This window comes from Nonomuraea monospora, assembly GCF_039531895.1.
GTDB classification, from domain to species: domain Bacteria; phylum Actinomycetota; class Actinomycetes; order Streptosporangiales; family Streptosporangiaceae; genus Nonomuraea; species Nonomuraea monospora.
In genome coordinates, this window is the sequence record NZ_BAAAQX010000005.1 from 353,509 (window position 1) to 373,630 (window position 20,122).

General features: G+C 71.8%; 19 protein-coding genes. 6 read left to right on the forward strand and 13 right to left on the reverse strand.

The features are described from left to right. Positions 1-53 precede the first annotated feature (53 nt). Genes ABD331_RS12835 through ABD331_RS12845 form a run of 3 tightly spaced genes read left to right on the forward strand, consistent with a single transcriptional unit; the run spans position 54 to position 4,776 of the window. A complete protein-coding gene (locus tag ABD331_RS12835) occupies positions 54-1,085 on the forward strand; it encodes an AAA family ATPase (protein ID WP_411268357.1) in 1,032 nt (343 codons plus the stop codon). Next, positions 1,082-2,344, forward strand: coding sequence for a DUF58 domain-containing protein (locus tag ABD331_RS12840; protein ID WP_344473999.1), 1,263 nt, complete (start codon positions 1,082-1,084; stop codon positions 2,342-2,344). Before ABD331_RS12835 ends, ABD331_RS12840 begins: the two co-directional genes overlap by 4 nt. Continuing rightward, positions 2,341-4,776: a transglutaminase TgpA family protein gene (locus ABD331_RS12845; protein ID WP_344474001.1), complete on the forward strand. Its 2,436-nt coding sequence runs from the start codon at positions 2,341-2,343 to the stop codon at positions 4,774-4,776. The genes ABD331_RS12840 and ABD331_RS12845 overlap by 4 nt, the downstream gene beginning before the upstream one ends. A 278-nt stretch (positions 4,777-5,054) precedes the next feature. Here ABD331_RS12845 and ABD331_RS12850 read toward each other — a convergent pair whose 3' ends face one another. From ABD331_RS12850 to ABD331_RS12880, 7 genes are all read right to left on the reverse strand, one after another. Then, positions 5,055-5,453 carry a DUF3040 domain-containing protein gene (locus ABD331_RS12850; protein ID WP_148434836.1) on the reverse strand — a complete coding sequence of 133 codons (399 nt, stop codon included), beginning with the start codon at positions 5,451-5,453 and terminating at the stop codon, positions 5,055-5,057. A gap of 230 nt (positions 5,454-5,683) precedes the next feature. Continuing rightward, on the reverse strand, positions 5,684-6,925 hold the full coding sequence (locus ABD331_RS12855; RefSeq protein WP_344474003.1) for a DNA polymerase IV: 1,242 nt from the start codon (positions 6,923-6,925) through the stop codon (positions 5,684-5,686). 60 nt (positions 6,926-6,985) lie between these two features. Beyond that, a complete protein-coding gene (locus tag ABD331_RS12860) occupies positions 6,986-7,705 on the reverse strand; it encodes a methyltransferase domain-containing protein (protein WP_344474005.1) in 720 nt (239 codons plus the stop codon). Between the two features lie 433 nt (positions 7,706-8,138). Further along, positions 8,139-8,549, reverse strand: a complete 411-nt coding sequence (gene nusB / locus ABD331_RS12865; protein ID WP_344474007.1) for a transcription antitermination factor NusB — start codon at positions 8,547-8,549, stop codon at positions 8,139-8,141. A gap of 1 nt (position 8,550) precedes the next feature. Next, on the reverse strand, positions 8,551-9,111 hold the full coding sequence (gene efp, locus ABD331_RS12870; RefSeq protein WP_344474008.1) for an elongation factor P: 561 nt from the start codon (positions 9,109-9,111) through the stop codon (positions 8,551-8,553). Positions 9,112-9,137: 26 nt separating this feature from the next. Continuing rightward, positions 9,138-10,175: a M24 family metallopeptidase gene (locus ABD331_RS12875; protein WP_344474010.1), complete on the reverse strand. Its 1,038-nt coding sequence runs from the start codon at positions 10,173-10,175 to the stop codon at positions 9,138-9,140. 59 nt (positions 10,176-10,234) lie between these two features. Next, positions 10,235-11,902 (reverse strand): serine/threonine-protein kinase, encoded by a 1,668-nt coding sequence (locus ABD331_RS12880; protein WP_344474012.1) that lies wholly within the window; start codon positions 11,900-11,902, stop codon positions 10,235-10,237. Positions 11,903-12,058: 156 nt separating this feature from the next. Here ABD331_RS12880 and ABD331_RS12885 point away from each other — a divergent pair, with 156 nt between their 5' ends. Both ABD331_RS12885 and ABD331_RS12890 read left to right on the forward strand, forming a co-directional pair. Next, on the forward strand, positions 12,059-12,631 hold the full coding sequence (locus tag ABD331_RS12885) for a DUF2975 domain-containing protein (RefSeq protein WP_344474014.1): 573 nt from the start codon (positions 12,059-12,061) through the stop codon (positions 12,629-12,631). Then, positions 12,631-12,840: a helix-turn-helix domain-containing protein gene (locus tag ABD331_RS12890; RefSeq protein WP_080041076.1), complete on the forward strand. Its 210-nt coding sequence runs from the start codon at positions 12,631-12,633 to the stop codon at positions 12,838-12,840. The genes ABD331_RS12885 and ABD331_RS12890 overlap by 1 nt, the downstream gene beginning before the upstream one ends. A 41-nt stretch (positions 12,841-12,881) precedes the next feature. Here ABD331_RS12890 and ABD331_RS12895 read toward each other — a convergent pair whose 3' ends face one another. Beyond that, positions 12,882-14,162, reverse strand: a complete 1,281-nt coding sequence (locus tag ABD331_RS12895) for a dicarboxylate/amino acid:cation symporter (RefSeq protein WP_344474018.1) — start codon at positions 14,160-14,162, stop codon at positions 12,882-12,884. Between the two features lie 221 nt (positions 14,163-14,383). After that, positions 14,384-15,424: an LLM class F420-dependent oxidoreductase gene (locus ABD331_RS12900; protein ID WP_344474020.1), complete on the reverse strand. Its 1,041-nt coding sequence runs from the start codon at positions 15,422-15,424 to the stop codon at positions 14,384-14,386. A gap of 93 nt (positions 15,425-15,517) precedes the next feature. Here ABD331_RS12900 and ABD331_RS12905 point away from each other — a divergent pair, with 93 nt between their 5' ends. Next, positions 15,518-16,405 (forward strand): endonuclease/exonuclease/phosphatase family protein, encoded by an 888-nt coding sequence (locus tag ABD331_RS12905; RefSeq protein ID WP_344474023.1) that lies wholly within the window; start codon positions 15,518-15,520, stop codon positions 16,403-16,405. A 36-nt stretch (positions 16,406-16,441) separates the two neighbouring features. On the opposite strand, the gene ABD331_RS12910 is transcribed toward ABD331_RS12905, so the two are convergent. From ABD331_RS12910 to ABD331_RS12925, 4 genes are read right to left on the reverse strand one after another with little or no spacing between them, the layout of a single operon-like run. Continuing rightward, complete coding sequence (locus ABD331_RS12910; protein ID WP_344474025.1) at positions 16,442-17,041, reverse strand: nucleotidyltransferase family protein; 600 nt, start codon at positions 17,039-17,041, stop codon at positions 16,442-16,444. Further along, on the reverse strand, positions 17,038-18,141 hold the full coding sequence (locus tag ABD331_RS12915; RefSeq protein ID WP_344474027.1) for an XdhC family protein: 1,104 nt from the start codon (positions 18,139-18,141) through the stop codon (positions 17,038-17,040). Before ABD331_RS12915 ends, ABD331_RS12910 begins: the two co-directional genes overlap by 4 nt. Then, positions 18,134-19,213 (reverse strand): vWA domain-containing protein, encoded by a 1,080-nt coding sequence (locus tag ABD331_RS12920; RefSeq protein WP_344474029.1) that lies wholly within the window; start codon positions 19,211-19,213, stop codon positions 18,134-18,136. Before ABD331_RS12920 ends, ABD331_RS12915 begins: the two co-directional genes overlap by 8 nt. Continuing rightward, entirely contained in the window at positions 19,206-20,072 is an 867-nt protein-coding gene (locus ABD331_RS12925; RefSeq protein WP_344474031.1) for an AAA family ATPase, read from the reverse strand. Before ABD331_RS12925 ends, ABD331_RS12920 begins: the two co-directional genes overlap by 8 nt. Positions 20,073-20,122 lie beyond the last annotated feature (50 nt).

The following is a 20,122-nucleotide window of genomic DNA, read 5'->3' on the forward strand; positions in this document are numbered from 1 at the left end:
GCTCAAGAACCCGCAGCGTCGTAGGGTCGTACAGACAATGGAAAAGGAATGGCATGGCTCCCGCAAAGGCACCGTACCGGGACAGCCGTCGCACTTCTCATGGAGGCCTGGTGGCAGTAACCCATGACGTCCCTCCCCAGCTCGACGAGCTGGTCTCCACAGCCCACCGGATTCGGCAGGCCATCGAATCGGTGATCGAGGGCAAGAGCGACGCCGTGCGCCTCACGCTGACCGTCTTGCTCGCAGAGGGCCACCTACTGATAGAGGACGTGCCGGGTGTCGGCAAGACGATGCTGGCCAAGGCGCTCGCTCGCTCCATCGACTGCCCGGTGCGCCGCGTGCAGTTCACCCCCGACCTGTTGCCCAGCGACATCACCGGAGTGAGCGCTTACAACCAGCAGACCAGAGAGTTCGAATTCAAGCCGGGGCCCGTCTTCGCCAACATCGTGGTGGGTGACGAGATCAACCGTGCCTCCCCCAAGACGCAGTCCGCGTTGCTGGAATGCATGGAGGAGCACCAGGTGACGGTGGACGGGCACACCTACCAGCTCGACGCGCCGTTCATGGTGATCGCCACCCAGAACCCGATCGAGATGGAGGGCACCTATCCCCTGCCCGAGGCGCAGCGCGACCGCTTCACCGCGCGCGTCGCGATGGGCTACCCGGAGCCGACCGCCGAGCTGGAGATGCTCGACGTGCACGGCGGCACCTCGCCGCTCGACAAGCTGGAGCCGGTGGCGACGACGGCGGAGGTGCGCGCGCTCATCGAGGCCGTCCGCGGCGTCTACGTCTCCCAGGCGGTCAAGAAGTACGCCATCGACCTCGTCGTGGCCACCCGCCACTCCCCCGACCTGCGGCTGGGCGCCTCTCCCCGGTCCACGCTGCAGCTCGTGCGCGCCGCGCGGGCGCACGCGGCGCTGGCCGGGCGCGACTACGTCATCCCGGACGACCTTCAGGACCTGGCCATCCCCGTGCTGGCACACCGCCTCCTGCCCAGCGTCGAGGCACAGGGGCAGCGCCGCCTGCCCGAGCAGGTGGTGACGGACCTGATCAGGCGCGTGCCTGTGCCGGAGACCCGCGCGTGAGAGCGGGACTGCGGGCGCTGACCTCCAGGGGGCGGTCGTTCCTGGCGTCCGGGATCGCCGCCCTGCTGATGGCGTTCCTCCTGGGCGAGAACGACCTGTTCAGGATCGGCGTCCTGGTGACGGCGCTGCCGCTGCTGGCCGCGATGGTGGTGGCGCGGACCAGGTACCGGCTGAGCTGCGCCAGGCGGCTGGACCCGCCGAGGGCCGAGGTGGGCGGAGAGGCCACCGTGACCCTGCGGCTGGAGAACGTCACCAGACTGCCCACCGGCCTGCTGCTCATCGAGGACACGGTGCCGTACGCGCTGGGCGTGCGGCCCCGCTTCGTGCTGGACCGGGTCGAGCCGCGCGGCGTGCGCGAGATCGACTACCGGGTCAGGTCCGACCTGCGCGGCCGGTACACGATCGGGCCGCTGTCCATCCGCATCGCCGACCCGTTCGGGCTGGTGGAGCTGACCCGCTCGTTCACGATCAGCGACACGCTGGTGGTGACGCCGCACGTCGCGGCGCTGCCACACGTCCGGCTGTCGGGTGAGTGGACGGGCGGCGGCGACAGCAGGACCAGGAGCGTGGCGGCGGCGGGCGACGACGACGTGGCGCCGCGCGAGTACCGGCAGGGAGACGACCTGCGCCGGGTGCACTGGCGCTCGACGGCCCGCTACGGCGAGCTGATGGTGCGCCGCGAGGAGCAGCAGTGGCAGAGCCGCGGCGCGCTCCTGCTGGACACGCGCCGGCACGCCCACCGCGGCGAGGGCCCGCGCTCGTCGTTCGAGGTGGCGGTCTCGGCCGCGGCCTCCATCGGCGTGCACCTCGCCCACGAGGGCCTCGGCCTGCGGCTGGTCACCGACCAGGGCGCCGAGCACCTGACCGACTCGGGCCTGAGCTACTCGCTGCTCGACACCCTGGCCGTGGTACGGCACAGCCCGGCCCGCTCCCTGGAGATGGGCATCTCGGCGCTGCGCTCCGGCGGCGGCGACGGGCTGATCGTGGCGGTGCTGGGCGCGATGGACGCCGACGAGGCCAGGGAGCTGGCCAGGCTGCGGCACAGCGGCATCACCGGCGTGGCCGTCCTGCTCGACGTGAGCACGTGGGAGGGCCGCGACCGGGCCGCCGAGGAGAACCACCAGGCCGTGCAGACCGTGCTGGCCGGGTACGGCTGGCGCATCGTCCGGCTGCCCGCGGGCACCTCGATCGCCTCGGTGTGGCAGGACGCCGCCAACCGCGGCAGGTACGCGCTCGGCCCCGCGGGAGGAGCGGCATGAGACTGACGATCGCCTCGGGAGTGTCCGCGTTCACCGCGGCCCTCCTGCTCTCCCCGCTCTTCCAGGGCGGCGGCTGGTTCTGGACGTCGCTCGGCGCGGTGCTGGCCGTGGTGGCGGCGGGCCTGCTGAGCAGCCGCCTGTCCCTGCCCGCCTGGGCCGCGCCGCTGGTCGGCCTGGCCGCCACGTGGATGTACATGACCGCGGTCTTCGCCTCGGAGGAGGCGTGGGCGCTGGTCGTCCCCACCAAGGGTTCGGTGCTGGAGCTGGCCAGGCTGCTGGGCGTCGGCTGGGCCGACATCCAGCGCTTCGCGGCGCCCGTCCCGGAGACCGAGGGGATCACGCTGCTGACCGCCGGCGGCGTCGCGATCATCGCGATCACCGTGGATCTGCTCGCCGCGCGGGTGCGGCGAGCAGCTCTGTCGGGGCTGCCGCTGCTGGCGCTGGCCACGGTGCCGGCCACGATCCTCACCGAGCCGATCAGCTGGTGGGCGTTCATCGTGGCGGCGCTCGGCTTCGTCAGCCTGCTGATCGCCGACGGGCGCGAGCGGGTGGGCCACTGGGGCAGGGCGGTGCTGGTGCGCCGCACCCGCCAGGCCGCCCCGGCCGCCTCTGCCACCTCCGGGAGCGGCGGTTCGGCCGACACCACCGCCATGCGGCTGTCGGGCAAGCGCATCGGGTTCGCCGCGATCCTGCTGGCGGTGCTGCTGCCGGCGGCGCTGCCGGCGATGGAACCGGTGTCCTTCTTCACGTTCGGCGTGGGCGGGCGCGGCTCGGGCCCCGGCAACTCGATCAGCATCGCGAACCCGATCGCCAGCCTCAAGGGCCAGCTCGACCTGCCGGAGCGGCGGGTGGTCCTGACCTACTCCAACGACGACCAGAAACCGCACTACCTGCGCATCTACGCGCTGGACACGTTCGACGGCCAGCAGTTCGGCATGACGCAGCCCAAGGGCGCGCCGCAGAACAGGACGGAGAACGGCCCGCTGCCCGAGCCGCCGGGGCTCGGCCCCGAGGTGAAGGTCAACAACGTCGTCAGCAACATCCAGATCAGCGACGAGATCGAGCAGCTGCAGTTCCTGCCGCTGCCGTACCCGCCGCGGGAGATCAGGGTGGACGGCGACTGGCGGGCCGACGTGGACACGCTGATGGTCTTCTCCACCCGCGAGGAGGCCGCCGGCATCCAGTACGACGTCTCGACCAGCGAGCCCGAGCCGACGGCCGACCTGCTCGACTCCCTCGACGGCATCAGGCCCGAGGTGGACCGGCGCTTCCTCGCCCTGCCCGGCGACCTGCCACCGGAGGTCGGAGACCTGGCCACCAAGATCACGGCGGACGCCAAGACCACCTACGACGCGGCGTTGAAGCTGCAGGAGTTCTTCACCAAGCCGGGCAACTTCCAGTACGACCTGCGCACGCAGGGGCACAGCGGCTCGGCGCTGCGGGACTTCCTGATCCGTGACCGGGTCGGCTACTGCGAGCAGTTCGCCTCGGCGATGGCGGTGCTGGCCAGGATGGTGGGCATCCCGTCGCGGGTGGCGATCGGCTACACCGGCGGCGTGCAGACCGGCGACCGGTGGGAGGTCGGCACCAACGACTCCCACTCGTGGCCGGAGCTGTACTTCGAGGGCGTGGGCTGGCTGCCGTTCGAGCCGACCCCGTCGGGCGCGGCCGGTCAGGGCAGCGCGCGGGTGCCCGCCTACGCGCAGCCGCGGCCGACGGCGACGCCCGGGACGAGCAGCACGCCGACGCCGGGGGCGAGCAGCTCCTCCGCCGACGAGCCGCAGAACCCGGCGACCCGGCGCAACCCCCGCGAGGTGGACCGCGAGGGCACGGTCGCGACCGGCATCCTGCCTCCCGACGACTCGATGCCGCTGATCGGCAAGATCGGCATCGGCGCGGCGGCTCTGCTGCTCGTCCTGCTGATCCCGGCCGGCCTGCGGCTGATCACCAGGAACCGGCGGGTGCGCAGCCTCGGCTGGAAGGTGTCGCAACCCGCCGACGAGCTGACGGCCCGGATGGTGTCGGGCCGCGACCAGCTCACGGTCGCCGCCGCGTGGGCCGAGCTGGACGACGTGCTCTACGACTACGGCATGGCCCGGGAGCCCAGCGAGACGCCGCGGGCGCTGGCCCGGCGGTTGATCCAGCAGTACGAGTTCGACGCCGGCTCGGCCGCGGCCGTCACGGCCATCGCCTCGGCGGTCGAGCGGGTGCTGTTCGCCCGGGACCCGGGACGGATCGAGCCCATGAGCAAGGACCTGCGCAAGGTGCGGCAGGCCCTGGCGATCACGGTGTCACGGGGCAGGAGGGTGCGGGCGGTGCTGCTGCCGCCTTCCACGCTGCGCCGGCTGCGGATGCTGGGCGAGCGCCTGCTGGACGGGTTCGACCTGCTGGAGACGATCAGGTTGCGGCGGACGGCGGCTCAGAAGGGCTGAAAGGTTCAGGCCTCGTGTGCGGGTGAGGGATCATCCGCACACGAGGAGGGATCACGGCGGCCCGCGATCTGCGGGCGGACGCCTGAGTACGAGTGAGGCCCGACGGCCTCGGGGCGGCCTTGTACGCGAGGGCGGGCCGACGGCCTCAGGTGTGGCTGCCGGGGCCCCGTATTCCCCCGGCGGTCATCACCTGGCGGCGCCGTCGAGCACCGCGTTCACACCGACCGCACGTGCGGCCGTCCCCGGCAGGGGGCGGCCGCACACCGTCGGTCTATCGGTCAGCGCTCGTCGTGACGACGGCGCCAGCGCTCTTCCATGCGCTCCATGAAACTGCCCCGGTTTCCCCTGCGGGCCTGCTTGCCCGGAGGAGGCGCCGTGCCTGAGGCGGGGGCGGTGTCACCGAACCCATTCATTTTTTTCCAACTGGACAGGCCCCACAGACACGCGGCGAGCATGACCACGAAACCGCCGACGCCGAGCGGGATCAGACTCATCACCACGCCGACCATCATGATGACGACGCCCAGGGCAAAGCCGATGGAGGCTTTGATGAGGCGACGCTTGTAATGGCTGCGCGGGTCACTGATCCTTACGGTGTTGGCCCACTTCGGGTCCTCGGCGTAGAGGGCCTGCTCGATCTGGTCGAGCAAGCGCTGCTCGTGCTCAGAGAGCGGCACGGCGCCTCCCAAGGACGGCCCCAGGACGGGGAAGACGGCAACGGACGACACGGGGTGTCCGAACCTCGCGGTCGGTTATCCCCAGAATACGAGGCTGTAGACGTAGGCGAAAGCAAACGTCCAACGCAGACCAAACCGGAGGTGACGTCATGGCTCTATTGTGGCCCATCTCGCCCCCCTTACCCCAAAATCCTGACACGGGCGCCCCCAGCATGTCCGGACATCGAACGTCATGTCTCTATTTCATCAAGCTTGCCACGTACGAGCGACGCCGGGAGCACCGCATCGGGCCCGAATCTTCGGATCGCCTTGTCCATGGCCTGCTCCGCCTCGCGCCATCCCGTCTCCTTCTCCCCCAGAGTGAGCTGGCGGGTGGCCTCATCGGCCGGCCGAAGGTTCTCCATCCGGACCCCCACCAGGCGCAACCGCACCCGGTCGAGCCCGGCCGCCTCGAACAGCTCGCAGGCGGTGGCGTAAATCACCTGGGCCACGTCGGTCGGCTCGCGCAGCGTGCGCGAGCGGCTGATCGTGGTGAAATCGGCTCGGCGTAGCTTCACACTTACAGTTCTTCCCACGTGACCGGCCTTACGCATGCGGGCCGCCACCCGCTCCGACAGGCGCAGCAGTTCCCGCTTGATCACGTCGGGGTCGTCGACGTCCGCCGCGAACGTCTCCTCGTTGCCGATGCTCTTGTCGGGCACGTGCGCGGTGACGGGCCGTTCGTCACGCCCCCAGGCCAGTGCCGCCAGGTGGCCTCCCGCGGCCTGCCCCAGCTCCCGCTGGAGCGTGCTGGGCGGCACTCTGGCCAGATCTCCGACCGTGCGGATGCCCAGGCGGACGAGGGACTGCTCGGTGCGCTCGCCGACCCCCCACAGGGCGGACACGGGGAGCGGATGGAGGAAGTCGACCACCTGGTCGGCGGGCACCACCAGCAGCCCGTCGGGCTTGCACTGCTTGGAGGCCAGCTTTGCCACGAATTTGCTGCTCGCCACGCCCACCGAGCACGTGATCCCGTAGCGGTCGAGGACCTGCTCCCTGATCATCGCGGCCACGGTGGCGGGCGCGCCGAGCCGCCGCCGCGCCCCGCCGACGTCGAGGAACGCCTCGTCGGACGCGATCGGCTCCACCAGCGGGGTGATCGCGTGGAAGATCTCCATGACGCCCTTGGAGACCTCGGAGTACTTGCCGTGGCTGGGCGGGATGATCGTGGCCTGCGGGCACAGCCTGCGCGCCCTGCTCATCGGCATCGCCGAGTGCACGCCGAAGGCCCTGGCCTCGTAGGTGGCGCTGAGCACGACGCCGCGCCCCGCGGGCGAGCCCACGATCACCGGGCGGCCGCGCAGCTCGGGACGGTCGAGCAGCTCGACGCTGGCGAAGAACGCGTCCATGTCGACGTGGAGGATCGGGCAGCCGCTGTCATCGACCCCGGTTCGCGGAGCGGGGCCGATGCCGGTGATCTGCTTGCGAGACACGCCGTCCAGTCTATCCGAACAGGCGTTCTACACCGAGGGGTGCGGGCATGCGGGCTTCTTTCAGTTGCGGTGGCCGAGCACGTGGAGCTGCGTCGCGATGTCACGCAGCACGGGATGGGTGGCGGCGGCCTGCTCCAGCTCCACCAGCGCCTGCGCGGCGCCGGGCTCGCCGTCCACCAGCCTGCTGGGCACCAGGTCGGCGAAGACACGCACGCCGTGAATCGGGCCGACCGTGAACCCGGTCGCGCTCAGCAGCTCCACGAGCGTGTCGGCGGCGAAGCGCCGGGGCGTCGGGTCGCGATCGCCCCAGGTGCCGCTCGGGTCGTCGAGCACGGCCTTGGCCTCGTCGAACTGCCCCGACAGCGCCCGGTGGATGGCGCTGGCGACGGGGTTGGCGGCCAGCACGCTGACGGCGCCGCCCCTGCGCAGCAGGCCCGCGACCGCGGTCAGCGCGCTGATCGGGTCTTCCACGTACTCCAGCACGCTGTGGCACAGGACCAGGTCGGCGGCGTCGCGGTGGAGCAGCTCGCCCAGGTCGGCGGCGTCGCCCTGGAGGCCGCGCACGCTGACGCCCTTCTCCTTGGCGCGGCGCTCCAGCGCGGCCAGCGAGTCGGGGCTCGGATCGACGACGGTGACCGCGTGGCCGAGCGCGGCCAGCGGGACGGCGAACCCGCCGGTGCCGCCGCCGGCGTCGACGATGTCGAGCGACTCCCGGCCGGTGGCCGCCGTGCGCTCGGCCAGCATGGACCGCAACGCGTCCCAGACGACGGCGGTCCGCACCGCCGGGGTCCTCGTGGTGACGCCTTCAGCACGCAACGTCGGCTCGCCTCTCTCCCGCAAAACTACGCACGCCGCGAAGGGGCACGTCGCGAACGGCTTTCTTCGTGGTCGGGCCCCAGCCTACGCCGTACGCGGGAGCTCCCGCTCCCTGCCGCCGATACCCGTTCCGCCCGGTCGCCGGACGGCCGCCGCGACGCCGCGGAAAAGCGGCCGGACATGGAAAAGGGCGCGTCGCGGCTGGTGACGCGCCACTTTCCCGTACGGTCTCGCCACGGCCACACGGTCAGGCCTCCGCCCCGGGCTGACGGAAGCGACGCCTGACCGCGCGACAATGCACGCCCCTCGCCTCGCGGGCCGTGGTGCAGGCCGGCGTGGTTGGAACGTACCCCGAACGCGCGACCCCGGCCCGCGAAGTCGCGAGCAAAGGGGGTGTCTAAAGGGTGAGGCTTGGCTTGAGCTGCTTGAAGCGGGCCAGCAGCCCGTTGACGAACTGCGGGGACTCGTCGGTCGACAGCTCCCCCGCCAGGTGCACCCACTCGCTGATGACCACGCCCTCGGGCACGCCGGGCATCCAGAGCAGCTCGTACGTGCCGCCACGCAGCAGGTTGCGGTCGACCGCGGGCATCCGGTCGAGTGTCCAGCCCTCGGCGTAGGTGGTGATCAGCTCGTCGATGCGCGCGTGGTGCCTGGCGACGCCCTCGACGATGGCCGAGGTGTACTCGTTGACCGGCGGCTCCTGCCGCTCCACGCGCTCGGCGAGGATCTTCAGCGGATCCTCGTCGCGCGCCTCGGCCTCGAACAGGATGTCGAGCGCCCGCCTGCGTGCCTTGCCCCGTGCCGACACCTCAGGCCCGGCCGAGGTATTCGCCGCTGCGGGTGTCGACCTTGACCTTCTCGCCGGTGGTGATGAACAGCGGCACCTTGATCTCGGCGCCGGTCTCCAGCTTGGCGGGCTTGGTGCCGCCGGTGGAGCGGTCGCCCTGGAGGCCGGGCTCGGTCTCGGCGATGGTCAGCTCGGCGGCGGCGGGCAGGTCGACGTAGAGCGCGGAGCCCTCGTTGAAGGCCACCGTGGCCAGGGTGTTCTCCAGCATGTAGTTGGCGGCGGTGCCGACCGTGACGCTGGGCACGGTGACCATGTCGTAGGTCTCGGTGTCCATGAAGACGAAGTCCTCGCCGTCCTTGTACGAGTACTGCATCTCGCGCTTGTCGACGTTGGCCACCTCGACCTTCACCCCGGCGTTGAAGGTCTTGTCGACGACCTTGCCGGAGAGGACGTTCTTGAGCTTGGTGCGCACGAACGCGCCGCCCTTGCCCGGCTTGACGTGCTGGAACTCCACAACGGCCCAGAGCTCACCGCCGTCGAGCTTCAGCACCATGCCGTTCTTGAGGTCGTTGGTCGTCGCCACTCGTTCTTCTCCCGCGTGTGGCCGCTCTAAAGGACGAGCAGCTCCTTGGTCGTCTTCGTGAACAGTTCCGGCCCGCCCGCACGTGCCACGAGGGTGTCCTCGATCCGGACGCCGCCCCGGCCCGGTAGGTACACCCCAGGCTCGACGGTGATCGGAACTCGATCCTCTAGTCTACCGGTCCTGGAAGGGCCCAGGAACGGCTCCTCGTGGATCTCCAGCCCGACGCCGTGGCCGAGACCGTGCCTGAAGTGCCCGCCGTGGCCGGCGTCCTCGATGACGGAGCGGGCGGCCTCGTCCACCTCACCGGCCCGCGCGCCCGGCGCGAGCGCCTGCCTGCCGGCCCGCTGGGCGGCGGCGACCAGCTCGTACAGCTCCCGCTGCCAGCCGGCGGGCGGCCCGACGCTGACCGTCCTGGTCATGTCGGCGTGGTAGCCCTGGTAGCGGGCGCCGAAGTCCATGGTGACCAGGTCGCCGGCGCGCAGCTCCCGCGAGGTGGGGGCGTGGTGCGGGATCGCGCCGTGCTCGCCCGCCGCCACGATCGTGTCGAACGCGGGCTTGTCGGCGCCCAGCTCGGCCATGCGGCGTTCGAGCAGCCCGGCCAGCTCGCGCTCGGTCATCCCCGGGGCGATGCGCGGGCAGACGTCGGCGAAGGCCTCGTCGGTGATGGCGCAGGCGGTGCGGATCAGCTCCAGCTCGCCCTCGTCCTTGACCGATCGCAGCAGCTCGACCGTCGGCCCCAGCGGCACGAGCCCGTCCCCGAGGCGGCGGTAGGCCGCCACGCTCATGCTCGCGGCCTCGATGCCGACGCCGGGCGCAGCCAGCCTGCCCGCCACGTCCGAGACCTCGACCGACGGCACGTCCAGGGTGCGCGCCGCCTCGATGTAGCGGTTGTCGGTGGCCAGCATCGCGGTGCCGTCCATCCTGACCAGGACGGCGGCGTTGGAGCTGGTCAGCCCGGTGAGGTAGCGGACGTTGACGGGGGAGGTGACGAGCAGGGCGTGGACCTCGTGGGCGGGCAGCAGCTCCGCGAGCCGCGCCCGGCGCGCCGCGTAGTCGAAGGTCATCCGCCCAATGTACGTGTCACGCCCCTCTTGTCACTATTGCCCGCCAAGTCCCAAATCGCCTATTCGCTGGGGACCTGCCAGTCCCGCATGAAGTCCGCGGCCGGGCCCGACCCGTCCATGTCGCCCTTGGCCTGAGCCCTGGCCAGGTCGCGGTAGACATCGGCGATCTGGTCGAGCGTGGCGTCGATCTGGCCCTGCTCGAACTTCCTGGCCGCCTTGCGGATCTTGTCGCTAGCCTTCTTCGCGACCTTCGGGTCGATGCCGCCCATGCTCTGCTGGGACATCAGCGCGCTGTCGAACTGCCGCAGCCACGTGGTGTACCCGCCGGGCGGGATCGCCTCGCCCAGCGTGGCCTTCGGCTCCGCGGTCTCGCGCAGGAAGTCGGGCTCCTCCTCGGTGTCCTCACCCGGCCCGGCGGTGACCTCGAAACTCGGGGACGGGTCGGGCGTGGGCGGCAGGCTGCTGGGGGTCTGCGTGGCCGGTTCGGGGGTGTTCACCGCGACGGTCGGCTCCTGGCGCGCGCCCGCCCACATCACCATGCCGATGGTCACGGCCGCGATGACGACGACGGCTATGCCGAGCTGGAGGATCAGCTTGCGGTTCGGGGACGAGGGCCGCTCGGGCTCCAGGTCGCCCGCCTGGAAGACCGCCGTGTCCCCAGCCCTGGGCGGCGGCCCGCCGCGGCCCGCGGCCTGGAAGATCTCCGTCGCCCCCGGCTCCGCACCCCTGCCACCCGCGCCGGCCGCGCCCGCTCCAGCACCGGGAGCACCAGCACCCGCCGCGCCCACTCCAGCGCCGGGAGCACCCGCCGCGCCCGCGCCGGCGCCGGCCGCGCCGATGGCACCCGCACCCGCGCCGGCCGCGCCTGCGACTCCGGGATGCAGGCCGGGGTCGCGCAGGGAGACCCCGGTCACCGGCGGCCCGGCCGGTCCCGGCTTGGGCCGCGCGATGGCCGCCAGCGCCCGCCGGATGGCCTCACCGCTGGCGGGCCGCTGCGCGGGGTCCTCGGCGAGCATGGCCAGCACCAGCCGGTCCAGCTCGGCCGGCACCTCACGCCTGATCGCGCTGGGCGGCACGGGCCGCCCATCAGCGACCGTCTCCTGGGTCTCGGACGTGTCCCCGAAGGCCGGTCGCCCGCACAGCAGCTCGTAACACACGCACCCGAGCGCGAACACGTCCCCCGGAGCCTGCGCAGCCTCCCCCGCGGCCCGCTCAGGCGCCACGTACCGGCTCCCGGCAGCGGCGGGCGCCCGCTCGTCCATCCCGAACCCGACGACCTTGAGCACCCCGCTGCCGGCCTGGCGGAAGCTGTCGGGCCCCACCCGCCCGTGCACGACCCCGGCCCGGTGCGCGGCGTCCAGCCCGGCCGCCGCCTGCCCGATCAGGTCGCACACCTCGACGATCTTCATCGGCCCGCGCGCCGCCAGCTCCTCGCCCAGGCTGAGCCCGGTGAGGAACTCCATGACCAGGAACGGCGCCCCCTCGTGCTCGCCGACGTCCAGGACCATGGCCACGTTCGGATGGATCACCCGGGCCACGGCCTGGGCGTGCTGCCTGAGCACCTCCCGGGTGGCGGCCCCTGCCGCCCTGGCGCCGAGCACCTTCACGGCCACGACCCAGTCGGCCCGCGTGTCGTAGCCCCGCCAAACCTCGCCCATCGGCCCGCCGCCGATGCGCTCGTCAAGCCGGTACCGGTCGGCGACCAATGACGGCACACGCTCGGACATATCCCCGCCAAATCTCGAACATCACGATTTCCGACCCACCATAGGGCCCACCCGCCCCCACCCGCCCCACCTTCGCCTCCGGCCGCCTCGACATAACGACTTTCGTTATTTACGATTATCGTTATGCCAACTCGCTGGATCATCAGACTGGAAACCTTGCTGAGCATCGCCCTGGCGCTGGGCGTCCTCGGCGCACTGGCCGCGCTGGCCGGGACGGTCGCGATCGCGTTCTTCGGCGTTCCGCACGGCATCGGCATCCCTCTGCACGTCTTCGACGTCCCGGCCGGGGGGATGACCGTGGGCGGCGCCACGGTCGAGAGCGTCACCGCCGAGGTGACGGTCCGCCCGCGCGGGGCCTCGCCGGTGGGCGGCCTGCTCTACCTGCTGATGTGGGCGCCGGGCACGGTGACGGCCCTGCTGGCGCTGTTCACGGTGGTCCGCGCGCTGCGCAGGGCCCGGTCGGGCGATCGCGCGCTGTTCTCCGCCGTTACGGCCCGGCACCTGCGCACGCTGGGCTGGATCCTGATCGCGGGGGCGCTCGTGTCGGGCGTGCTCGGGTCCGCGGCACAGGCCATACTCTCTCCCATGCTGCTGGCCGAGACCTACCCCTTCTACGCGCCTCCGGGTGAGGTGATCGGCGGCGTCGTGGCGGGGATGGCCGCGCTCGGCGTCTCGGAGATCGTCCGCCGGGGCCTGGCCCTGCTCGAAGAGGTCGAGGCCACGATCTGATGGCCGAGCCGGTCATCAGGGTGCGGCTGGACGAGCTGCTCAAGGAGCGCGGCATGACGCTCACCGAGCTGTCGCACCGCGTGGAGATCACCGTGGTCAACCTGTCGATACTGAAGAACGGCCACGCCAAGGCCGTGCGCTTCTCGACGCTGGCGCGCCTGTGCGAGGCGCTGGGGTGCCAGCCGGGAGACCTCCTGACGTACGAATGAGGGGGCGGCCATGGGCCACCCCCTTCATCTCGCGGATCCGGTCAGGCCGCGGCGGGCTCCGGCACGCGCGTCTCGGGCGCGCGGTCGAGCGACTGCGGCGGCGCGTTGAAGACCGCCGTGTCCAGGCGTCCCTCGGAGCGGGCCACCAGCACCGGCACGACGAGCTGCCCCGCCACGTTGGTCGCGGTGCGGATCATGTCGAGGATCGGGTCGATCGCCAGCAGCAGGCCGACGCCCTCCAGCGGCAGGCCCAGGGTGCTGAGCGTGAGGGTCAGCATGACGGTGGCGCCGGTCAGGCCCGCCGTGGCGGCCGAGCCGACCACCGAGACGAACGCGATCAGCAGGTAGTCGCCGACCCCGAGCTGCACCCCGAACACCTGGGCCACGAAGATCGCGGCCAGCGCCGGGTACACCGAGGCGCAGCCGTCCATCTTGGTGGTGGCGCCGAACGGCACCGCGAAGGAGGCGTAGTCGCGGTCCACGCCGTTGCGCTCGACCGTGACCCGCTGCGTCAGCGGCAGCGTCCCGACCGAGGAGCGGGAGACGAAGGCCAGCTCCAGGGCGGGCCAGGCGTTGCGGAAGAACGTGATGGGGCTGACCTTGCCCCAGACGGCCAGCAGCGTCGGGTAGACGGCCAGCAGCACCACGAAGCAGCCGATGTAGACGCCGGCGCTGAACTTGGCCAGCGGCGCCAGCAGCTCCCACCCGTAGGTGGACACGGCCTTGCCGATCAGGCCCGCGGTGCCGATGGGCGCCAGCCGCAGCACCCACCACAGCGCCTTCTGCACCAGCTCCAGCACGGAGCGGGCGAGGTTCAGGAACGGCTCGGCCTTCTCGCCGACGGCCATCGCCGCCGCACCGAGCACCACTCCCAGAAACACGATCTGGAGGACGTTCACCTCGGTGAAGGCGGTCACGACGTTGGTCGGCAGGATGCCGGTGACGAAGTCGAGCCAGGTGCCCTGGGTGTCGGCGGGCTTTGCGGCGGAGGTGTCGAGGGTGACGCCCTGGCCGGGGTTGATGAGCAGGCCGAGCCCGATCGCCAGCGAGACCGACACGAACGCGGTGATCAGGAACCACAGCAGCGTCTTGGAGGCGAGCCTGGCCGCGCCGTTGACGTTGCGCAGGTTGGCCACGCTGACCAGCACGGCGGTGAACACCAGCGGCGGCACGGCCAGCTTCAGCAACTGGACGAAGATGGAGCCGACCTGCTTCAGCGTCTCACTGAGCCAGGCCACGTCCCAGATCTTCGCGGCGAAGCCGAGCGCGACGCCGACGGCCAGGCCCAGCAGGAGCTGCAGGGAGAAGGAGAATCTCTTCACGGATGAGGAAGCCTTCGCGAGAAGGGCATGCCGCGGCGGCACGCCTGGTGAGGGGTGTGGACGGACGAGGACAGCCGTCAGCGACAGAGCGACCCGTGCAACCGGCACAGGTCGATGTGCAGCCGCTCTACGAGCCACACGAACACCAGGGAAAACCTCACGAGCCTGCACAACACCCGTGAAAAGCGGAGCATTCCCCCCAAACGGGGTGATCTACCTCACTAGGCGGCCCACTCCTTGATCGTCTCGATCAGCCGCACCCGCTCCTCGTGCGTCCCGGCGAGCGGCGTCACGTTCAGGGTCGTCACGCCCGACTCCTTCATCGCCTGCAGCCGCTCGCGCACGAAGCCCTCGCTGCCGACCAGCGACATCTTCTCCAGCAGCTCGGCCGGCACCCGGGCCGCCGCCTCCTCCTTCCTGCCCTCCAGGTAGAGGTCCTGGATCTGCTCGGCCTCCTTCTCGTAGCCGTAGCGCCTGGCGAGGTCGTTGTAGAAGTTCCTGCCCTTGGCGCCCATGCCGCCGATGTAGAGGGCCGCCATCGGCCGCCCGAACTCCAGCAGCCCCGCCACGTCGTCGCCGATCGCCAGGCTGGCCTGGGCGATCACGTCGAGCTCGCCCAGCTCGGGATCGCGCTTGGCCTTCCCGGCGGCCACCGACGGCCCCCACACCTCGCCGGCCTTCTCCGGGACGTAGAAGATCGGCTCCCAGCCCTCGGCCAGCTCGGCGGTCAGCTCGACGTTCTTCGGCCCGATGGCCGCCACCACGATGGGGATGCGGGAGCGTACCGGGTGGTTGATGATCTTCAGGGGCTTGCCCAGGCCGGTGCCCTGGTCGGTGGGCAGCGGCACGGTGTAGTGCCTGCCCTCGTACTGGACGCGCTCACGCCGCCAGACCTGGCGGCAGATCTCGATGACCTCGCGCGTACGCCCCAGCGGCGCGGTGTACGGCACCCCGTGGAAGCCCTCGATCACCTGCGGCCCCGAGGCGCCGATGCCGAGCGTGAACCGCCCGTCGGAGACGTAGTCGAGGCCCGCGGCCGTCATGGCCATCAGCGTCGGGGTGCGCGAGTAGATGGGCAGGATGCCGGAGGCGATCTCCACCCGCTCGGTCCTGGCCGCGATGTAGCCCATCTGGCTGACCGCGTCGAAGGAGTAGGCCTCGGCCACGAACACGATGTCGAGGCCCGCCTTCTCGTAGTCGGCCAGCTCGGCGACCGATTCCTTGAAACCACCCGAGTACTTGAGTGCCATACCGATGCGCATGCCGGGCTCCCGCTGGACCGAATGATGTTCTGTTACGACTCGGACATGTTATCGCGCCGGTGTTGCGGGGTGGGAGCCGCTAGCCTGGTTCAGGTGCTGAGTCGGGTCGTCATCATCGGGTCCGTCCTCGTGGCCGCGGCCCTGGTGGGGCACGGGCTGATCCCGGCTCTCGGCGGGTTCACGCCCGTCCTGGAGAGCCTGCTGCCCTGGATGGGGCTGGCCGTTCCCGTGCTGCTCGCCGCCGCCGCGATGGCACGCTCCACCTCCGCCGCCGCCGTGGCGCTCGTCCCCGGCGTGGTGTGGACGGTCATGTTCGGCTCGACGCTCCTGCGCACGCCGCCCGGCGGGCCCAGCGACCTGGCCGTCGGCACCGTCAACGTGGGCGTGCGCAACAGCGCGTCGGGCGAGGCCGTCCGGGTGATCGCCAAGGACCTCGACGTGCTGGCCGCCCAGGAGCTGACCAAGGGCGGCCCCGCGGCCAAGCAGCTCAACAAGATGTTCAAGTACCACTACCCGGTCAGCACGGTCGGCCTGTGGAGCCGCTACCCGATCAGCGAGACCCAGCCGCTCGACGTCGGCCTCGGCTGGCCGCGCGCCCTGCGCGCGGTCATCACCACCCCCAAGGGCAAGGTCACCGTGTACGTCATGCACCTCGCCTCCGCCAGGCCCGGCCACACCACCTCCCGCGACGCCTCCCTGGCGCACGCGCGCAGGCTCATCGACGCCGACCGCAGCAAGCGCATCCTGCTGCTCGGCGACCTCAACACCGCCACCACCGACCGCGGCATGCGCGGCCTGACGCCGCCGCTGACCGACGCGCAGAGCGTGGCGGGCGACGGGTTCGGGTTCACCTGGCCGGCCGAGTTCCCCGTCACCCGGCCGGACCACATCCTGTTCAAGGGGATGACGGCGACCGCGGCGGGGGTGGCCCCGGCCACCGGCAGCGACCACCGGGCCGCCATCGCGTCACTGCGGTTCTGAGCGCGCCCGTCATCACCGCGGTTCTGATTGCGCCCGCTATCCCTGCGGTTCTGAGCGCGCGCCCGTGAGCCGGGCCTCCAGGCGGGCCAGGTCCTCCGGCGTGTCGATGTCGGCCGGGTCGCCGTGCTCGTCGCACGGCACCTCGGTCACCAGCCCGGGATGCGCCTTCATGAACGGCCGCGCCCCCACGTCGCCCACGGCCATCCCGGCCACCCCGGCCCAGTGCTCGCGGGCGATCAGCACGGGGTTCCTGCGCCGCCCCCCGTAGGTGGCGACCGCCAGCCCGCCTGCGCCCGAGGCGATCAGCGCGCGCACCGCGCCGGGCTCGATCAGCGGCTGGTCGATCAGCGCGACCACCACCGACTCCGCCTCTGCGGGCAGCGCCGCCAGCCCGACCCGCAGCGACGACCCCATGCCGGACGCCCAGTCCGGATTGCGCACCGTGACGGCCCCGCGCACCTGCACGGTGGCCGCGCCGAGCACGACCACCACCGGATGGCAGCCGCCCTCCTCCAGCAGCCGCACACCCCGGTCCACCAGCCGCTCGCCGCCGAGCTCGACCATCGCCTTGGGCCGGCCCAGCCTGGTGCCCTCACCGGCCGCGAGCAGCAGCCCGGCCGTCCTGGACGACCTCATGGCGCCTCATGGTGAATGTCATGGTGAATGCGCCCCTGAGTGGCGGACAGCGGCCGTCCCGAGCCGCCCCACCGGAGCTGGATCAGCTCGGCGGCGATCGACACGGCGGTCTCCTCAGGCGTCCGCGCCCCCAGGTCGAGCCCGATCGGCGATCTCAGCCTGTCCAACTCCTCCTCGGTGAGCCCGGCCTCGCGCAGCCGGGCGAGGCGGTCGTCGTGGGTGCGGCGTGAGCCCATGGCGCCGACGTACCCGGCGCCGGTGCGCAACGCCACCTCCAGCAGCGGCACGTCGAACTTCGGGTCGTGGGTCAGCACGCAGATCACCGTGCGCTCGTCCACCTGCACGGACGACAGGTAGTCGTGCGGCCACTTGACCACCACCTCGTCGGCGTCGGGGAAACGCTTGGCGGTGGCGAAGATCGGCCGCGCGTCGCACACCGTGACGTGGTAGCCGAGGAACTTGCCCACCCTGGCCACCGCGGCGGCGAAGTCGATCGCGCCGAACACCAGCATCCGGGGCGGCGGCGCGAACGAGTGCACGAACACCGCCAGGTCGTCCAGCCGCCGCTCCCCCTGCCCGCCGTAGTGCCGCAGGCCGGTCAGGCCCTGGGCGAGCATGCCGCGGGCGTCGTCGTCCACGGCGTCGTCGAGGCGTTCCAGGCCGAGCGAGCCGCTCGCGCGGTCCGGCCAGATGACGCGGCGGGCGCCGACCTTGCCGGGGCCTGAGACGACGGTGGCCACGGCGACCGGCTCGTGCGCGTCCACCGACCTCGCGATCTCGCCCAGCTCGGGGAAGGTCTCGATCGAGACGGGCTCCACCAGGATGTCGATGATGCCGCCGCAGGTGAGCCCGACGGCGAAGGCGTCGTCGTCGCTCACGCCGTACCTCTGCAGGACGGGCGTCTCGACCTCGGCGGCCAGCTCGAACACGGCGCCCTCGACGCAGCCGCCCGAGACGCTGCCGACCACCTCGTCGCCGCGCACCGCCATCGCCGCGCCCGGCGGCCTGGGCGCGCTGCTCCACGTGCCGACCACCGTGGCCAGGCCGAACCTGAGCCCCGACCGCCACCACTTCATGATCTCCGGGAGCACGTCACGCATGGGCGAGCCTTTCGCTGAGTTGCTCGAAGGCGGCCAGGCTGTGCCCGGCCACCAGATCGTCGAGATAGGGCAGGGCGGCCCGCATGCCGCCCGTGAGCGGCTGGTAGTCCTCATACCCCTTGTGCGGGTTGACCCAGATCACCCGGTACGCCTGCCTGGCCAGCCTGGCCATCTGAGTGCCCAGCAGCCCGGGGTCGCCGCGTTCCCACCCGTCCGAGGCGATCAACGCTATCGCGCCCCGCGCGCTGAACCGGGCGAGGTACTCCTTCAGCTCCTCGCCCAGCCGGGTGCCGCCGCTCCAGTCGGGCACGACCCTGGACACCTCGTTCAGCGCGGTGCCGGGGTCGCGGTGGCGCAGTTCGGCGGTGATCGGGGTCAGCCGGGTGCCGACCGAGTAGACCCTGGTGGCCCTCGGCTCGCTCCTGACCAGGGCGTGGGCGAAGCGCAGCAGGGTCTCGGCGTAGGGGGCCATGGAGCCGCTGACGTCCACGAACATCACCACCGTGCGCGGCCTGGTGGTGTGCCTGCGGTGGCGGAGCCTGGCCACCTCGCCCTTCCTGAGCGCGTCGCGGATGGTGCGGCGCTGGTCCAGGCCGCCCCGGTGGGCGCTCTCGAAGCGCCGCGAGCGCCGGCGCGCCCGGCCGCCCTTCAGCAGCGCCAGCATGCGGTGCACCTCCGCCCGCTCGGCCTCGGTGAGCCTGGCGACGTCCCGGTGCCGCAGCACCTCGATCCGGCTGGCGGTGGCGGGGGCCGTCGTGCCGTCGTCGTCGCCGCCCTCGTCGTCGTCGCCCTGCCGCTCTGCCAGGTGCCTGGTGACGCTCGTGGTCACCGTCCGCGACAGCACCGCCTTCCTGCCGCCGAAGTACGCGGCGAAGCAGCGGTCGTAGCGGGGCAGGTCGTCGGGGGTGGCGCACAACGTCAGCCGCCCGGCCCAGTACACCTCGCGCTGGTCGGTCACGTCGAGGTGGTCGAGCGCCCTGAGCAGGTTCTGCGTACGCTCGTGGTCGGCCGCGACGCCCGCCGCGCGCAGCGTCCTGGCGAACCCCGTCATGGTCGCGGCGAGCTCATCCATGCGACAGCAGCCCGTTGCCGATCACCGCCGCCACGTCCTCCCGGTACTTCAGCGCCGCGCCCAGCGTGGCGGCGGCCCTGCCGGGGTCGAGCTCCTTGGCGCCCAGCGTCAGCAGCGCCTCCGTCCAGTCGATGGTCTCGGCCACGCCGGGCGGCTTGACCAGGTCGGCCTGCCGCAGCCGCTCGGCCGCCCGCGCCACCTGCACGGCCAGCGTCTCGGTGCAGCCGGGCAGCCGCCGCAGCAGGATGGCCACCTCGCGGTCGAAGTCGGGGTGCTCCAGCCAGTGGTAGAGGCAGCGCCGCTTGAGCGCGTCGTGCACCTCGCGCGTCCTGTTCGAGGTCACCACGACGACCGGCGGCGTCCTGGCCTTGACCGTGCCCAGCTCGGGGATCGAGATGGTGAAGTCCGACAGCACCTCCAGCAGGAACGCCTCGAACTCGTCGTCGGCCCGGTCGATCTCGTCCACCAGGAGCACGCTCGGCTGCGTCTCGATCGCCTTCAGCAGCGGCCTGGCGATGAGGAACCTGCGGTCGTAGATCTCCCCCTCCAGCCTGCTCACGTCCGTGATCCCGGCCGCCTCGGCGGCCTTGAGATGCAGGAGCTGGCGGGCGAAGTCCCAGTCGTACAGCGCCTGGGCGGCGTCCAGGCCCTCATAGCACTGCAGCCTGATGAGGGGCGCCTTCAGGAGCGCGGCGAGCGTCTTGGCCAGCTCCGTCTTGCCGACCCCCGCCTCCCCTTCGAGGAAGAGCGGCCGCCCCATCCGCAGCGCGAGGAAGGCGGCCGTGGCCAGGCCCTCGTCGGCCAGGTAGGCGTGCCGGTCGAGGAGCTCGATGAGCTTCTCCGGCGACTCGATGTCCATTGCCCTGATTGTCCGCCGCAGCACGCTCCCAGGCTACGTCGACACCCGCT

Bases quoted from the DNA above. Each gene is read 5' to 3' on its own strand.
- ABD331_RS12835 (WP_411268357.1), top strand. From the start codon at position 54: ATGGCTCCCGCAAAGGCACCGTACCGGGACAGCCGTCGCACTTCTCAT.
- ABD331_RS12845 (WP_344474001.1), top strand. From the start codon at position 2,341: ATGAGACTGACGATCGCCTCGGGAGTGTCCGCGTTCACCGCGGCCCTC.
- ABD331_RS12875 (WP_344474010.1), bottom strand. From the start codon at position 10,175: ATGACCTTCGACTACGCGGCGCGCCGGGCGCGGCTCGCGGAGCTGCTG.
- ABD331_RS12880 (WP_344474012.1), bottom strand. From the start codon at position 11,902: ATGTCCGAGCGTGTGCCGTCATTGGTCGCCGACCGGTACCGGCTTGAC.
- ABD331_RS12890 (WP_080041076.1), top strand. From the start codon at position 12,631: ATGGCCGAGCCGGTCATCAGGGTGCGGCTGGACGAGCTGCTCAAGGAG.
- ABD331_RS12900 (WP_344474020.1), bottom strand. From the start codon at position 15,424: ATGCGCATCGGTATGGCACTCAAGTACTCGGGTGGTTTCAAGGAATCG.
- ABD331_RS12910 (WP_344474025.1), bottom strand. From the start codon at position 17,041: ATGAGGTCGTCCAGGACGGCCGGGCTGCTGCTCGCGGCCGGTGAGGGC.
- ABD331_RS12915 (WP_344474027.1), bottom strand. From the start codon at position 18,141: ATGCGTGACGTGCTCCCGGAGATCATGAAGTGGTGGCGGTCGGGGCTC.
- ABD331_RS12920 (WP_344474029.1), bottom strand. From the start codon at position 19,213: ATGGATGAGCTCGCCGCGACCATGACGGGGTTCGCCAGGACGCTGCGC.
- ABD331_RS12925 (WP_344474031.1), bottom strand. From the start codon at position 20,072: ATGGACATCGAGTCGCCGGAGAAGCTCATCGAGCTCCTCGACCGGCAC.